The organism is Protofrankia sp. CiP1_Cm_nod1 (genome assembly GCF_920888515.1).
GTDB lineage: Bacteria > Actinomycetota > Actinomycetes > Frankiales > Frankiaceae > Protofrankia.
Window position 1 is genome coordinate 21,515 of sequence record NZ_CAKKTM010000459.1, and the last position, 14,304, is coordinate 35,818.

12 protein-coding genes and 1 tRNA gene are annotated in these 14,304 nt (G+C 70.6%); 5 read left to right on the forward strand and 8 right to left on the reverse strand.

The window, feature by feature from the left end; genetic code table 11:
* Positions 1 to 206 precede the first annotated feature (206 nt).
* Positions 207 to 1,073 carry a helix-turn-helix domain-containing protein gene (locus NBX02_RS21695; RefSeq protein WP_250284426.1) on the forward strand — a complete coding sequence of 289 codons (867 nt, stop codon included), beginning with the start codon at positions 207 to 209 and terminating at the stop codon, positions 1,071 to 1,073.
* A 256-nt stretch (positions 1,074 to 1,329) separates the two neighbouring features.
* Positions 1,330 to 2,142, forward strand: coding sequence for an SAM-dependent methyltransferase (locus NBX02_RS21700; RefSeq protein WP_250284428.1), 813 nt, complete (start codon positions 1,330 to 1,332; stop codon positions 2,140 to 2,142).
* 78 nt (positions 2,143 to 2,220) lie between these two features.
* On the opposite strand, the gene NBX02_RS21705 is transcribed toward NBX02_RS21700, so the two are convergent.
* The 5 genes from NBX02_RS21705 to NBX02_RS21725 form a co-directional block, all read right to left on the reverse strand.
* Positions 2,221 to 3,030 (reverse strand): hypothetical protein, encoded by an 810-nt coding sequence (locus NBX02_RS21705; RefSeq protein WP_250292832.1) that lies wholly within the window; start codon positions 3,028 to 3,030, stop codon positions 2,221 to 2,223.
* A gap of 342 nt (positions 3,031 to 3,372) precedes the next feature.
* Positions 3,373 to 4,584 (reverse strand): THUMP-like domain-containing protein, encoded by a 1,212-nt coding sequence (locus NBX02_RS21710; RefSeq protein WP_250284432.1) that lies wholly within the window; start codon positions 4,582 to 4,584, stop codon positions 3,373 to 3,375.
* A 120-nt stretch (positions 4,585 to 4,704) separates the two neighbouring features.
* Positions 4,705 to 4,781, reverse strand: a tRNA-Pro gene (locus NBX02_RS21715).
* A gap of 174 nt (positions 4,782 to 4,955) precedes the next feature.
* A complete protein-coding gene (locus tag NBX02_RS21720; protein ID WP_250292835.1) occupies positions 4,956 to 5,894 on the reverse strand; it encodes a metallophosphoesterase in 939 nt (312 codons plus the stop codon).
* Between the two features lie 217 nt (positions 5,895 to 6,111).
* Positions 6,112 to 6,462 carry a cytoplasmic protein gene (locus NBX02_RS21725; RefSeq protein ID WP_250292844.1) on the reverse strand — a complete coding sequence of 117 codons (351 nt, stop codon included), beginning with the start codon at positions 6,460 to 6,462 and terminating at the stop codon, positions 6,112 to 6,114.
* A 103-nt stretch (positions 6,463 to 6,565) separates the two neighbouring features.
* Between NBX02_RS21725 and NBX02_RS21730 the strand changes: the two genes are divergently transcribed.
* Together NBX02_RS21730 and NBX02_RS21735 are read left to right on the forward strand one after the other, a co-directional pair.
* Positions 6,566 to 7,180 carry a TetR/AcrR family transcriptional regulator gene (locus NBX02_RS21730; RefSeq protein ID WP_250292837.1) on the forward strand — a complete coding sequence of 205 codons (615 nt, stop codon included), beginning with the start codon at positions 6,566 to 6,568 and terminating at the stop codon, positions 7,178 to 7,180.
* A gap of 99 nt (positions 7,181 to 7,279) precedes the next feature.
* The gene (locus tag NBX02_RS21735; protein WP_250286561.1) at positions 7,280 to 7,747 is read left to right on the forward strand and encodes a GatB/YqeY domain-containing protein; all 468 of its coding nucleotides are present in this window, start codon (positions 7,280 to 7,282) and stop codon (positions 7,745 to 7,747) included.
* A gap of 306 nt (positions 7,748 to 8,053) precedes the next feature.
* On the opposite strand, the gene NBX02_RS21740 is transcribed toward NBX02_RS21735, so the two are convergent.
* Positions 8,054 to 10,621: a transglycosylase domain-containing protein gene (locus NBX02_RS21740; RefSeq protein ID WP_445548576.1), complete on the reverse strand. Its 2,568-nt coding sequence runs from the start codon at positions 10,619 to 10,621 to the stop codon at positions 8,054 to 8,056.
* Between the two features lie 284 nt (positions 10,622 to 10,905).
* Here NBX02_RS21740 and NBX02_RS21745 point away from each other — a divergent pair, with 284 nt between their 5' ends.
* Positions 10,906 to 11,262, forward strand: a complete 357-nt coding sequence (locus tag NBX02_RS21745; protein ID WP_131768817.1) for a WhiB family transcriptional regulator — start codon at positions 10,906 to 10,908, stop codon at positions 11,260 to 11,262.
* Positions 11,263 to 11,812: 550 nt separating this feature from the next.
* Here NBX02_RS21745 and NBX02_RS21750 read toward each other — a convergent pair.
* Together NBX02_RS21750 and NBX02_RS21755 are read right to left on the reverse strand one after the other, a co-directional pair.
* Positions 11,813 to 13,111, reverse strand: coding sequence for an ArsA family ATPase (locus tag NBX02_RS21750; RefSeq protein WP_250286564.1), 1,299 nt, complete (start codon positions 13,109 to 13,111; stop codon positions 11,813 to 11,815).
* Complete coding sequence (locus tag NBX02_RS21755) at positions 13,108 to 14,130, reverse strand: ArsA-related P-loop ATPase (protein WP_250292840.1); 1,023 nt, start codon at positions 14,128 to 14,130, stop codon at positions 13,108 to 13,110. Before NBX02_RS21755 ends, NBX02_RS21750 begins: the two co-directional genes overlap by 4 nt.
* Between the last annotated feature and the right edge of the window lie 174 nt (positions 14,131 to 14,304).

The window sequence follows — 14,304 nt, forward strand, 5'->3', positions numbered from 1 at the left end:
CGGAGCCGGCGTGAACAAAACGAGCGAAACAGGTGAAACGGGATAGGTGTCCTACAGAACTCCGGGCGACGCACCGCACCCGTGACACACGACGATAGAATCCCGGCACATATCCGGGGAAGCCCCCAGTGACCGAAGATACCAACCAGGATGCCATCAGAATTATACCTGCGAAAGGGCCGGGACGTGACGACAGGTGAGCCGTCGTGACAACAGGTGACTTACACCGTGGTCCCACGGTGCGTCGCATCGTCCTGGGCTCCCAGCTCCGTCGATTACGTGAAGGCAGGGGCATCAGCCGGGAGGCCGCCGGATACAGCATCCGGGCTTCCGAATCGAAGATCAGCCGTCTGGAACTCGGCCGTGTCAGCTTCAAGGAACGCGACGTCGCCGATCTGCTCACCCTCTACGGTGTCACGGCCGAAGCCGAACGGGAGCCGTTGCTGTCCCTGGCCCGGGACGCCAACCAGCCGAGCTGGTGGCAGAACTACGGCGATGTCCTGCCGGGCTGGTTCCAGCCGTACATCGGGCTGGAGGAGTCGGCGACGCTGATCCGGTCCTACGAGGTCCAGTTCGTCCCGGGCCTGCTGCAGACCGAGGACTACGCCCGCGCCGTCATCGCTCAGGGCGGCCGGGGCTCCCCGCGGGAGGACGTCGAACGCCGGGTGAACGTCCGGATGCAGCGGCAGCACATCCTGGCCCGCCCGAGCCCTCCACACCTGTGGATGGTGCTGGACGAGGCCGCCCTGCGCCGCTCGATCGGCGGAACCAAGGTGATGCGCGCCCAGCTTGAGCACCTGATCGCCCTGACCGAGCAGCCGAACGTCACGCTCCAGGTCATGCCCTTCAGCTTCGGCGGCCACGTCGCCGAAGGTGGCGCGTTCAGCATCCTGCAGTTCCCCGAGGCGGACCTGCCCTATGTGGTCTACCTCGAGCAGCTTGCCGGCGCCGCCTACCTGGACAAGCTGGAGGACGTGGACCGCTATCTGGCCGCGATGAACCGCCTGTGCGTCGACAGCGTGCCACCGGAACGCGCCGCCAGCGCGATCAATAAGATCATCAATGAGATCTGATGCGGTCGCCCGGTGGAACCGGCCGGCGTATCGGTCACCTTCAGTAAATATTGCGGATCTGACATCACGGACCGCGATCGCCGACCGCAGCCACGGCCGACCGACCAGCCGGCACCGCGGCAGCCGGTCGTCGATATGCCGCTGTGTACTGATGTATCCGGATGTCTCCGAACTTTCCCGGAATTCGGTAGAGAGGTACTAGAATTTCCTGAGCTGAGACCCGGCGTGCAGCGGACGCCGGACGGAAGGATCTGACATGGGACTTGACGCAGCGGACGAGGAACAGCCACCAGCCAGCCTCAACCCGGACGTGCCGCACATCGCCCGGATCTACGACTACTGGCTCGGCGGCAGGAACAACTATGCCGCCGACCGCAAGGTGGCCGAAGAAGTGCTGGAGGCCGTGCCCATCACTTCTGTGAGCGTGCTGGCGAACCGCGCCTTCCTGGGCCGCGCCGTACACCATCTGGCCGCCGAGGCCGGCATCCGCCAGTTCCTCGACATCGGCACCGGCCTACCGTCCGCCAACAACACCCACGAAATCGCCCAACGGGCTGCCCCCGCCGCACGCGTCGTCTACGTCGACAACGATCCCATCGTCCTCGTCCATGCCAAAGCACTCCTGACCAGTTCCCCCCAGGGCGCGACCACCTACCTCGAGGCCGACCTGCGCGACCCCGGCACGATCCTGACAAAAGCCGCGGCCATCCTGGACTTCACCAAACCGGTGGCACTCATGCTGATCGCGATCCTGCACTGCGTCCGCGACGAGGACGACCCGTACGGCATCGTCGCCACCCTGGTGGACGCCATCCCCGCCGGCAGCTACCTGGTGTTCTCCCATCCCGCCAGCGACATCATCTCCGATGGGATGCGCAAGGCCTCGACACGTATGAACACCTCGATGGCCGAGAAAGTCACTTTCCGCGCGCACGAGCAGGTCCTGCGGTTCTTCGACGGCCTGGAACTGCTGGCGCCAGGCGTGGTCCCGACCACCCGGTGGCGGCCCGAGCCCGGAGCCGACACCACCCCCATGCCCGTCTGGGCCGGCCTCGCCAGAAAGCCATAGGAACCATCGGAACGCCGTCGGCCCCGCGTCCAGCCAACGCGGCCCGCCCCGCCGGACCAGGCCGGCGGGGCGGCACCGTCAGCCCGGCCCGCAGATATCCTTCCCCACGATGGCGGTGGCCGGGTCGAATCTTTCGTGGTATGCCGGCTGGCCGGGTTCGGTGTCGGCGTAACCGAGCGGCCGGCCCGGGGCAAGCAGCCCCTTTTTCATGGCTTCGCAGTCGAAATCCCAGTACAGGGCGCCCCTGCCACCGATACCGCTTATTCCATCCCGGCCTGCCGGTGCCGTTCCCGGCCGGTAGAAGGTGATATCAAGATCACGATGCACCGTGAGCAGCGCCTGGAAGGAATCACGGCGCAGCGGATACACATACACGTGGTTCGCCGTGACCACCAGCGTCCCCGGCTTTTCACCAGGAGCGTAGGTGATACTCCCCTTCGCCCGGGCGTCAGGGGCCGCCAACGTCACACCCGGCGCGAAACGCGCGGCAGGGAAAAGAATCTCGTCGTTTTTCGACGGATCGGCGGCCGTCTCCTGGATGGACTGCCGTAGTCCGTTGTTCATGGTCGCGTACACCGGACCGAGGTCACCGCCGAACACCCGGGGATCCAGGTAGGCGGCGACCAGGAGCTTCTTCGCCTGTTGCAGGGCCGTCTCGACCTCGGCCGCGGTGAAGGAGCCGGTGTCGGCCGCGGCGGGCAGGACAAGCCCGTCCGCGCCGGCGGCGAAACTCGCGGCCGGGGTGCCAGCAAAAGGATCCGCGGCGGTCGGTGACGCCGCGTTCCGATCGTCCCGTATCCGGTGCAACAGCGGCAGGCCGAACAGCACGCCCACGCAGAAGGCTGCGACGAGAACCACCGTGACAGCCAGCAGGATCCGGCGGACCATGGCCCGCCGCCCCCGGCGGGCGTGCCTGTCGAGGACTTCTCCCCACGGGTCGTACTGATGAATACCTACTGAAAGCCCTTGTCAAGGGAGAAAGGTGATGAAGCTGACAGGCATGACATAAGGCCGCGGGGCGCATCGACCGACTTCTGGAACGGGCGGCCCGAGCCGCACGGCATGAAGATCAACAGAATGTTGGCCGGATGTCCCGGATACCGGGGCTCGGCCGCGGCCATCCTCGGCCAGGCCGGCTGATCACGGCCTGGCTGATCACGTTCTGGCCGGTTCCGCTCTGGCCAGCCCCTGGCCGGGCGGGGTGTGCTCGGGACGCGGTATCGCGGGCCGTCACTCGTCGGTGAGGCAGGTCAGGCCCCAGGGGCGGTTGTCGACACGGGTCATGACGAGGGTGGCCCGGCGGGTACCGGAGAGCTTCAGGCGTTTACGCAGCTCGTCGACGTCACCCGCCAGGCCGCGCCGCCGGATGTCGACCGATCCGATGTCCAGCGCGCGCAGGCGGGCGGGCAGCTGCTTCTGGTTCCACGGCGCGGAGTCGATGACGCGCAGCGGACGGCCGAACGGCGTGCGTATCGGTGCGTCCGCCGACAGGAAGGCGATTCTTTCGTCGATCTTCCAGGCGCCAAGTTCCCGGGCCAGCTCCGCGACGAGCCCGGCACGGGTGACAGCCGGGTTCGGGTCGAGGAGGTATTCACCCGGCGCCCGCACCGGCACCGCGGGCGCCCCGTAGCCCGCCGGCGCGGGGGTGAGCGTGTGCCCGCCGGGCAGGAGGGTCGCGCGGGTGCCCGTGGTGGCCAGCGCCGGGGACCAGGCCACCGCCTCCTTGAGGTCCCTGCCCACGGCGATGAACTCCAGCTCCCAGCCGGCGGGCACGGCCTCCCGCGGAAGCCCGGGAGCGGCCTTGATCCCCACCTTCGCGACCCGTCCGGCGAGCTCCAGGCACCAGGCCAGCGGTGGCTCGCTGTCACCGGTGCGCAGCCGCCGCTGACCGGCGCGCCGGGCCGGGTCGACGAACACCGCGTCCGCCCCCGCCAGATCGACGTCGCGGACGTCGGAGAGAACGGTCGTCACGCTGCCCCCGACGCCCAGGACGTCCGCGTTGGCCCGCGCGACACGCAGATGGAGCGGGTCGACGTCCACGGCGATCACCCGGTGGTGCCCGGCGAGCGCGAGCATGTCCCCGCCGATACCGCAGCACAGGTCGGCGACGGTATCCCCGGCCGCGTACCGCGAAGCGGTGTGCTCGGCCACGACCTGCGGCGACGCCTGTTCCAGGCCGGCGCGGGTGAAGAACATCTCCATCGCCCGGCTGAACTTCGCCCCGGCCGCCGTCCGCAGCTCGTGCTGGCCCAGCGCGTCGACCACGAGATCCGTCGGATAGTCGACACGCAGCCGCGTCCCGAGGCGCAGCGCCTGCCGCGGGCCGGCCGTTCCCCTGGCTCCCCCGCCTCCGCCGATGCCGCCGCCCGCACCGGCTTCGCTGGCGAGGCGATCGAGCAGTTCGCTCCCGCTGGACGTCAGCAACGCCTCGAAGCGCGCCACCCGCGATTCCGTTTCGTCTCCCTTCCCGCGACGGCGGCCTGCCGTTGGGAGGAAACGGGAAGACCGAAGAGCGCAAAGAACTCAGGCCCCATGATCCAAAAAAGGATCACAGGGCCTGCGTGGTCGGGGTGGCGGGATTCGAACCCACGACCTCTTCGTCCCGAACGAAGCGCGCTACCAAGCTGCGCCACACCCCGTGACCACCACGAAGTCTACCTGATCCGCCGGCCATCCTCGGCACGGGGTGGCCGGACAGGTTCGCGGGGAGCGGCTCCAGCCCCCGGCAGCGGCACGAAGGCCGCGACAGCGCCCACCTCCACCACGGGCCACGCTCACCCCCACGGGCCACGGCGCCGGGTCCGCGCGGGGCGTCAGGTCCACGCGGCCGGCGCGAGGGTGATCAGGGTGGCCTCCGGCCGGCAGGCGAACCGGACCGGCGCGAACGGGGACGTCCCGAGGCCCGCGGAGACGTGCAGCCACGACGAACGCCCGCCGGCCTCGTAACGGGACAGCCCGCGGACCCGGCCACGGTCGAGGCCACAGTTGGCGACCAGCGCCCCGACGAACGGCACCCGGATCTGCCCGCCGTGTGTGTGGCCGGAGAGCGTCAGCGCCACCCCGTCCGCGGTGTAGGCGTCCAGCACCCGGGGCTCCGGGGTGTGTGACAGCCCCAGCACCAGATCGACGTCGCCGTCGTCGCGCGGGCCGAGCACCGCGGAGAGATCGTCCCGCCCGAGCCTGGCGTCGTCGACGCCGCGGACGTCGATCCGCAGCCCACCGGCGCGCAGCGTCGTCCGGCTGTTGGTCAGGTCCAGCCAGCCGCTGTCGGCGGTCAGGCTCTTGGCGAAGCCGGCCCAGTCCAGCGGGGTGCCCTTCGGGGTGGAGACGTCCTTGGGCAGCAGGTAGCGGTGCGGGCTCTTCAACGTCGGCGCGTAGTAGTCGTTGTTGCCCGGCACGAACACCCCGGGGAAGCCGGACAGGGACGACAGCGCCAGCAGCGTCGGCTCGTCGGCGTCCGGATGCGCCAGGACGTCACCGGTCAGCACCACCAGGTCGGGCACCAGGCGGGCGAGATCCCCGATCCACTCCAGCTTGCGCTTCTGGTTCGGGGTGATGTGCAGGTCGGAGATGTGCAGGATACGCAGTGGCGGTGCGTCCCGCGCGAGCATCGGCAGCACCACCCGACGCAGGGTGTAGGCGGTGCGCTCGTAGCCAGCGGCATATGCCAGGGCAAGGGCACCTGCCGCTCCGAGCCCGGTGGCCGTCCGACCGACAGTGCGCCCCCGCGCCCCTGCAGGTGACCGTTTCAACCGTCGCCCACTCGTCATCGGACAAGTGTGGCTCAGGTTGCGCTGTGATGGGCGGCTCGCGGGGCGCGTCGCGTACGCCGTGACCGACCGGACATCCGCCGCCGGCACCTGCCGGGCCGGCCGTCGGCGCCCGCCGAGGCCAGAGCTGGTCCGGCAGCCGACCGGTACGTGGGTGGACGTGGCCGCAACGGCCGTGGAGGGCGGTGCGATGGCCGGGTCAGCCGCCGCTGGGGCCGAGGGCGTCGGCGGGGGCGGGCAAACCCGCGGGCCTGGGCTCCTTCAGCTCGATGAAGATCGAGTGCGTGTCGGTGCCGCCTGTGTTCTCGCCGCTGTGCCGTTGGGCGTCGAGCCAGCGCGCCTGCCCGGCAGGGAGATCGACCTCGGCCTGCCGGCCACCGGCGCTGATCCTGCGCCGGAACGAGGTCAGGGTGACCATGACGCTGTCGGGGTGCTCGTGGGGGCTGGTCCTGTCACCGGGCCGGTCCCGGTACTCCAGGATCCGGACCCGGTCGTTCTCAAAGATCACCTTGTAGAGGTCGGGGTCCGTCACCGCCGGATCCAGGCACATGGCCACCTCACCTGCCTCACCATCATGATCCGTCCCATCATCATGGGATTCACATGTCCAACATGGGACCCATATTCCATGGGATGAAAGTACTATGATGGAGATGTCGGTTCCATATGAGCTGACGGGACGCCGCCAGCAGAAGGCCCGTACCCGCGACGCGCTGGTCACGGCCACCCGCAGGCTGCTCGCCGAAGGGGTGACCCCAGGCGTCGAAGACGCCGCCGCGGCGGCCGGGATCTCCCGGACGACCGCGTACCGCTACTTCCCCAACCAGCGCGCCCTGCTGCTCGCCGCCCACCCGGAGATCCAGCACGAGTCCCTGCTGCCCGACGACGCACCGAGCGACCCGCTGGCCCGGCTGGACCTGGTGATGCGGGCCCACCTGCGCATCACCCTCGACTGGGAACCGCAGCTACGCGCCGCCCTGCGGCTGTCACTGGACGCTGCTGCCGATGCCCAGCCGCCGGTGCTGCGCCAGGGGCGTGCCATCGGCTGGATCGAACGCGCCCTGGCACCTCTGCGGGAGACCCACCCCGACCTCGACCCGCACCGGCTGGCCGTCACGATCCGCTCCGCCGCCGGTATCGAGGCACTGATCTGGCTCACCGACGTCGCTGGTCTCTCCCGCGACGAGGCCGCCGAGACCCTGCGCTGGTCGGCCCTCGCCCTGCTGCGGGCCGCGCTCGCGGGCAGCCCACCCGCCAGTAGCTGTTGATCGCTCCCAGGGCAGGCCGCCGCCAGCGGCTCCGGCGCCGGCTTCTCGGCGATCCGCCGATGCGACGGGCGTCCGGCGCCGACCACTAAGGTCATCTGTGTGAGCGAACTGAAGGATCGTCTGCGGGCGGATCTCACCACGGCGATGAAGGCGCGGGACGCGCTGCGGACGTCCACCCTGCGGATGGCCCTGGCGGCGCTGAAGGACGAGGAGGTCGCCGGCAGGAGCGTTCGCGAGCTGTCCGACGCCGAGGTGCAGAAGGTACTCACCCGGGAGGTCCGCAAACGGCGGGAGGCCGCCGAGGCCTTCACCGCGGCGGGCCGCGCGGAACAGGCCAGCAAGGAAAACGACGAGGGTGGGATCCTGGCCGCCTACCTCCCTCAGCAGCTTGGCGACGACGAACTCGCCGCGATCATCGACAGGGTGGTCGCCGAACACGGCCTGGCCGGGCCGAAGGCCATGGGCGCCGCGATGAAGGCGGTCCAGCCCGAGGTGGCCGGGCGTGCGGACGGGGCCCGCGTCTCCGCCCTGGTCCGTGCCCGGCTGGCCGCGTCGCCGCCCGCCTAGCCCGTGAGCCGGACGCGAGCTGGACGTGAGCGGAACGTGAGCTGGGCACCGCTGGCGGCGGCATCCGGTACCTGCCGCTGACGAACTGGCCACCGCGGGCCAGCGGATCCCCCGTCAGCGGCAGGTGGGCGCGGCCCGTCCGGACACCGGCCGGGCGGCGTACGGCCCTGGTGGGACACGGCCGACCGGCCCCCGGTCAGGGCCGACCGGCCCCCGGTCAGGGCCGACCGGCCCCCGGGCAGGAGAGGGCGGCTCCCGGGCAGGAGAGGGCGGACGGGACGATCCGCCAGCGGCCGGCAGGGCCCGTCAGCCCGCGCCAGCCCTGCCGTCGCCCCGGGCACGCCTGGATCCCGCGGTGGCGGGACCGGGGCGAACGGAGGTCCTCCCGCTGTCGAGCCGGGCCGGGGCTCCCCCGGCGTCGGTTCGGAAGGAGCGCAGGACGAAGCCCTGGGAGACCATCAGCACGACCTCCGAGCCCTCGTCCACCTCCTGATTGCCGCCGGGATTCATCGCCAGCACCGTCCCCTTCGAGAACGGGCTCCAGATCTCCTGCACCGTCACCCGGAAGCCCTGGGAGGTCAGCTGCTGCTGTGCCAGGGACAGGTCCAGGCCGACGACGTCCGGCAGCGTCTTCTTCGCCGGGTGGGGCTGGGTGGCGTCCGGGGAGGGCATCGGCGCGACCGGCAGCCCGAGCCCGTCGACGGTGCCACGCATCGTCCTCGCCCACACCTGGGCGGGCAGGCCGCCACCGTAGACGACCGGATGACCGAGGACGTTACGCAGCGGATACGTCGTGGGTGAGCGCGGGTCGGCGACGGTCACGGCGGTGGCCAGCTGGGGGATGTAACCGGCGAACGACGCGGTGCTGAAGCCTTCGGCGGTGCCGGTCTTGCCCGCGGCCGGCCGGCCGATCTGCGCGTTGGGGGCCCCGGTCCCGTACAGGATGACGCCTTCGAGGACCGAGGTGACCGTGTCCGCGATCTCTGTCCTGAGCACCTGGCGGCACGGCCCGGGCGCGGTGTAGGGCACCGGCCGGTCGGTGCTGCCGACCCGCTGGGTGATCGACTCGAAGGGCCGCGGATCGCACCGGACACCGTGGTTGGCCAGCGTGGCGTAGGCGGTCACCAGATCCATGGTGGAGATCTCGTTGGTGCCGAGCACGGCCGCTCCGTCGACCGGCCCGATGCCGCCGCCGGGGCAGCGCAGGGACGCGGACTGGTCCTGCACCCGGCAGGAGGTCACCCCCAGCCGGCGTGCCATCTCGGCGGTGCTGCGCAGCCCGACCTTCTCCGCGAGCTGGATGTAGTAGGTGTTGACCGAGTCCCAGGTCGCCGTGGTCATGGAATATAAGCCGGCCTCGTTCGGGTCGGCGTTGCCGTAGCAGTCCCCCTGGCTCTGGCGCCCGTTGTCGTCGGTGTCCGGATTGTGGAAGACATCCGAGTGGTAGCAGGCCGGGGAATAGTACGTGGTGTTCAGCGGCAGCCCCTTTTCCAGGGCCGCGGCAAGGGTGAAGACCTTGAAGGTGGATCCCGGGGAGAACGAGGCCTGCTCCAGCGGGATTATCTGCTTGGTGTGCACGAAGTCGGTGGTCCGCTCCGGCGGCTGGCCGTCCGCGGACGGGCCGTACTCCCGGTTCACCGCCAGCGCCAGCACGTTCCCGGTGCCCGGCTGGAGCGTCACCACTCCCGCCGCCACCCGGTTTCCGGGCGGCACGACGGTGTTCGCCGCGTTCTGCGCGGCGGCCTGGGCGACCGGGTCGAGCGTGGTGCGGATCGTCAGGCCGCCCTCGAACAGCAGCCGCTCCCGGTCCGTCTGGGTCGCCCCGAAGCGCTCGTCGGCAAGCAGCGCGCGGCGGACGTAGGCGCAGAAGAACGGCACCGACGACAGCTGGCAGGGGTCTGCCGCCTGCGGTGGACGGTTGAGCACCACCGGGGCCCCCCGAATCTGTCGCAACTGCTCATCGCTGACGTGGCCGAGTTCGTGCATACGCTCCAGGACGACGTCCCGTCGCGACATCGCCGCCTGCGGGTGCAGCACCGGGTTGTAGGCGGTCGGGTTCTTGACCAGACCTGCCAGCATCGCCGCCTGCGGGAGGGTGAGCTGGTCGGCCTCGACGTTGAAATAGTGTTTCGCCGCGGTTTCCACGCCGTAGGCGCCGTCCCCGAAGTAGGCTATGTTCAGATACCTTTCAAGAATCTGGTCCTTGCTCAGGTGCTCCTCGAGGTAAAGTGCGTAGCGTGCTTCCCGGAGTTTACGTCTGACGGTCTGCTCGGTCGCGGCGTCTTTTTCCTCCTTGGAGGTCGCGGCCTGCAGGAGGACGTTCTTCACGTACTGCTGAGTGAGAGTGGACCCGCCTTGCGTGACCGCCCCGGACTCCTGGTTGGAGACATAGGCCCGCAGCAGCCCCCGGTAGTCGAGGCCGGTGTGCTCGTAGAAGCGGGAGTCCTCGATGTCTATGACCGCCTGGCGCAGTACCGCCGGAATGCGGTCGAGGGGGACGATCTGCCGGTCCTGCTCACCTCGCAGATATCCGATGACATTACCCCTGGCGTCCAGGATGCGGGACGCCTGCGGCAGTGGCGGGACGGCGAGGTTCGCCGGCAGGTCCAGGAAGGCGTCGGCGCCGCCCTTCACCGTCAGGCCCGCCAGCGCCACGACCGGCAACATCACCAGCGCGAGCAGGACACCCGCGAGCCCGCTGAGGATCATGGCCTGCCCGGCCCGCTCGACCACCGTCCACACGCGCGGACGGCCGCGACGTGGACCGTCCGGCATCAGGCCGGCACCCGACGCGACCCCTCTGCCGTAGCCGGCCCGGTCGGAACCGGCGGGCGGCCACAGGCCCTCGCGGCCTGGGCCTGTCGCGCTGGTCACGTCCGGGAACCTCCAAACGGCCCCCTCGCACGGCCGCTCAGCCGCGCTTCCCGCACCAGCGTACGACCGCACGGAACGGACATATGAATGTCACGCACACGACATGATCTGGTTACAGATAGCGCCTCTCTCGTCATTCGGATCAATGGCCCGGACGGGTCATTTAGACAACCACCCGTGTGGGGTCTGTGCCGTGGCGGAGACGCTCCATACGGTTTCGGGCGAAGCCACGTCACCACCCGCACGGGCCCCCTGACCCGGTCTCGAGAAGAAAGGCAGGTGGCATGACCAGCAGCCTGGCGACCCGCACCAGTGCCGCCCGACGTGCCAGCTCGACACAGTTGATCGGCTCGACCGTCGACGGCGACTGGACCGCGAACGCGGCCTGTCGCGACCTGGACCCGGACGACCTCTTCGTCCAGGGAGCGGCACAGAACCGGGTGAAGACCCGGTGCTTCGGATGCCTCGTCCGCACCGAGTGCCTCGCTGACGCCCTTGACAACCGAGTGGAGTTCGGAGTCTGGGGCGGTATGACCGAACGGGAACGCCGGGCACTGCTGCGCCGGCGACCGGACGTCACATCGTGGCGGAAGCTGCTCGCGGACGCGCGCGCCCACCACGGCACCGCCTCCGCCGGTTAGGACCGTCCGCACCTCGTCCCCTACTGGTCACCTACTGGCGTCCTGTTGGTTTTTCGTTGACGAACTCGCTGTCCGGCTCCCCAGCGCGGCTCATCATCACACGTCTATGGGGCATTGCGGACATCAACGTCACTAACGGGACAACCGCTCGACGACGGCGTCGCTGCCAGCGATGATCCGGGCTAGCCGGACGAGCAAGGACGACCGGACGGACTCAGATGCCCGATCCGCTCGACGGGTGCGCGATCACAACCGTTCGCGCACCCGCGGGCTCGACCAGCCGACAGCCCCCGCGGGACACGCGACACCGCCGCCCGCGCGCCTGTGACGTTCCGTAGTCCCCGCCGGTTGAGATCCACCCGGCGGGGCAGGCGACACCGCTGCCCTGCGCCCCCACAGTCCTCATGAAACCGGCCGGTCGCCGACAGCCCCACCAACGCCAGGCGGGAGACGGCGTCGGCGAACGCAGCCACGGCGCGGCGGACGCGGGGTGACAGGGGACGAGAACCACGTCACCACCCCATTCGGCCGCCACCCTCTTCGGTTCGCGCTAGCTGGTCTGCCCCGGGGCGACGTCGTGGGCCTGCTCGGGGAGGCCGGGAAGGTCGGGGAAACCGGGCGGACTGTCACCGGCAAGTACGGCGCCGACAGCGCGCAGGCCGTCGAGGTCGTGAACGTCGCCGGCGAACGCGTCGACCTCGACCAGGGGCGTGTCGGGATGCGCGCTGGTGAAGCGGTCCCGCAGGCGCTGCTCCCGGGTGGCCAGCCGCACCCGTTCCGCGTGGATGCGCAGCACCGCCGCCGCCAGCGGATGTTCGGCGTGCTCACCGAGCGTCTCGGCCGCCGCCAGGCTGCGTTCCACGGTCAGCCCGCGGGCGGGCGGCCCGACCGGGTGGACCCGGTTGACGACGAGGCCCGCCAACGGCATCCCGTCCGCGTCGAGACGGTCGACGAAGTACGACGCCTCCCGCAGCGCCGCGGCCTCCGGCGCCGCCACCACGACAAAGGACGTCCCGGGCGCGCCCAGCAGCTGGTACGTCTGGTCGGCGCGCTGCCGGAACCCTCCGAACATCGTCTCCAGGGCGGCCACGAACTGGCTGAGGTCGGCGAGCAGCTGCGCGCCGACGATCTTCGTCAACACCCTGCTGAACACACCCAGCCCGACGCCTACGACCTTCAGGTACATCTTCCCGCCGGCCTTCGCCGGGGCGAGCAGCAGCCGCAGCAGCCGGCCGTCGAGAAAGGCGCTCAGGCGGTTGGGCGCGTCCAGGAAGTCCAGGGCCGACCGGGTCGGCGGGGTGTCGACGACGATGAGGTCCCACTCGCCCGTCGCGTCCAGCTGGCCGAGCTTCTCCATCGCCATGTACTCCTGGGTACCGGCGAAGGACGACGACAGCGACTGGTAGAAGGGGTTGTCGAGTAACTGCTGGGCGCGCTCCGGGGTCGCGTGCACGAGGACGATCTCGTCGAACGTCCGCTTCATGTCGAGCATCATCGCGTCGAGATGGCCACCCGCGGAGCGGTCCACCCCCACGACCTCCCGGGGGTTGTTGTCCAGCTCGGTCAGGCCCATGGACTGGGCCAGCCGGCGGGCCGGGTCGATCGTGAGGACGACCGTCCGGCGGCCCCGCTCGGCCGCGCGCAGCGCGAGCGCGGCGGCGACCGTGGTCTTCCCGACCCCGCCCGACCCGCAGCACACGATGATCTTCTCGCTGTCGAGCATGGCGTCGACATCCAGCACCGGCACCGCGGACGCCGGCGCCATGGACGCGGGCACCCTGGACGCGGGCGTTGCCGGGGGCAGCCGCGTCCCCACAGCCGCGAGCCCGCTCGTCCGACCGTTGCTCATCCGACCATCCGTTGCATCCGCAACAACTCCGCGAACCGGTAGATCACGCCGACGTCCACGCCGTCGGCGACCAGGGGCAGTTCGTACACAGGACGTCCCAACGCCTCGATCTCGCCGCGTTCGGCCCGCTCCAGGGCCACCCGGTGGGCATGCTGGGCCGCCTCCGCCACCAGCGCGTCCATCAGCGCGGCAGCGGGGACGATGCCGGCCGCCTTCACGCCCGCGGCCAGCTCCTCGACGTCCAGCCGGCCCGCGCCGGCCCGCTTGAGCTCCTCGTCGACGAGCAACGGCGTCCGGACCATGTTCACGATCACACCGCCGACCCGCAGCCCGGCGGCACGCAGCTCGGCGACGCCGTCCACGGTCTCCTGGACCGGCATCTCCTCCAGGAGGGTGACCAGGTGCACGGCTGTCTGCTCGGAGCGCATCACCGCCATCACGCTGTCGGCCTGGGCGCGGACCGGGCCCACCCTGGCCAGCCCGGCGACCTCGGCGCTGACGTTGAGGAACCGGGTGACCCGCCCGGTCGGCGGCGCGTCGAGAACCACCGCGTCGTAGGCCCTGCCCCCGGGGCGGGCCGCGTCCGGGCGGTTGACCGCCTCCTTCACCTTGCCGGTGAGCAGGACGTCACGGACGCCCGGCGCGATCGTGGTGGCGAAGTCGACGGCGCCGATCCGCTCCAGCGCCCGGCCCGCGCGGCGGAGGTTGTAGAACATCTCCAGGTACTCCAGCAGCGCCTCCTCCGCGTCGATGGCGAGCGCGAAGACCTCGCCGCCACCGGGAGCGCTCGCGACCTTGCGTTCCGCGTAGGGCAGCGGCGGGGTGTCGAAGAGCTGGGCGATCTGCTGGCGTCCCTCGACCTCGGTGAGCAGGACGCGCCTGCCACCGGTGGCCAGTGCCACCGCGAGCGCACCGGCGACGGTCGTCTTGCCGGTGCCGCCCTTGCCGCTCACCACGTGCAGGCGGCAGCGCCATGGCCCGTCCGCGGCGTCCCACGATGGAGTCTCCTGCGGCGTCACATCAACGACCGTACCCGGCCGGCCCCGGCCGTTCCGGTCGACGAACAGGCAGCGGGCGCGATATCAACCGATATGTCCTTCACCCGTGTCCTTCGCCGGGCCCGTGCCCGCCCGTGCCCGCCCGCGGCCCGGGTGCGGCCCGGGTGCGGCCCGGGTGCGGCCCGGGTGCAGGCC

Excerpts from the sequence above, each read along its gene's own strand:
- NBX02_RS21705 (WP_250292832.1), bottom strand. The coding sequence starts at position 3,030 with ATGGTCCGCCGGATCCTGCTGGCTGTCACGGTGGTTCTCGTCGCAGCC.
- NBX02_RS21750 (WP_250286564.1), bottom strand. The coding sequence starts at position 13,111 with ATGAGCAACGGTCGGACGAGCGGGCTCGCGGCTGTGGGGACGCGGCTG.
- NBX02_RS21745 (WP_131768817.1), top strand. The coding sequence starts at position 10,906 with ATGACCAGCAGCCTGGCGACCCGCACCAGTGCCGCCCGACGTGCCAGC.
- NBX02_RS21730 (WP_250292837.1), top strand. The coding sequence starts at position 6,566 with ATGTCGGTTCCATATGAGCTGACGGGACGCCGCCAGCAGAAGGCCCGT.
- NBX02_RS21725 (WP_250292844.1), bottom strand. The coding sequence starts at position 6,462 with ATGTGCCTGGATCCGGCGGTGACGGACCCCGACCTCTACAAGGTGATC.
- NBX02_RS21700 (WP_250284428.1), top strand. The coding sequence starts at position 1,330 with ATGGGACTTGACGCAGCGGACGAGGAACAGCCACCAGCCAGCCTCAAC.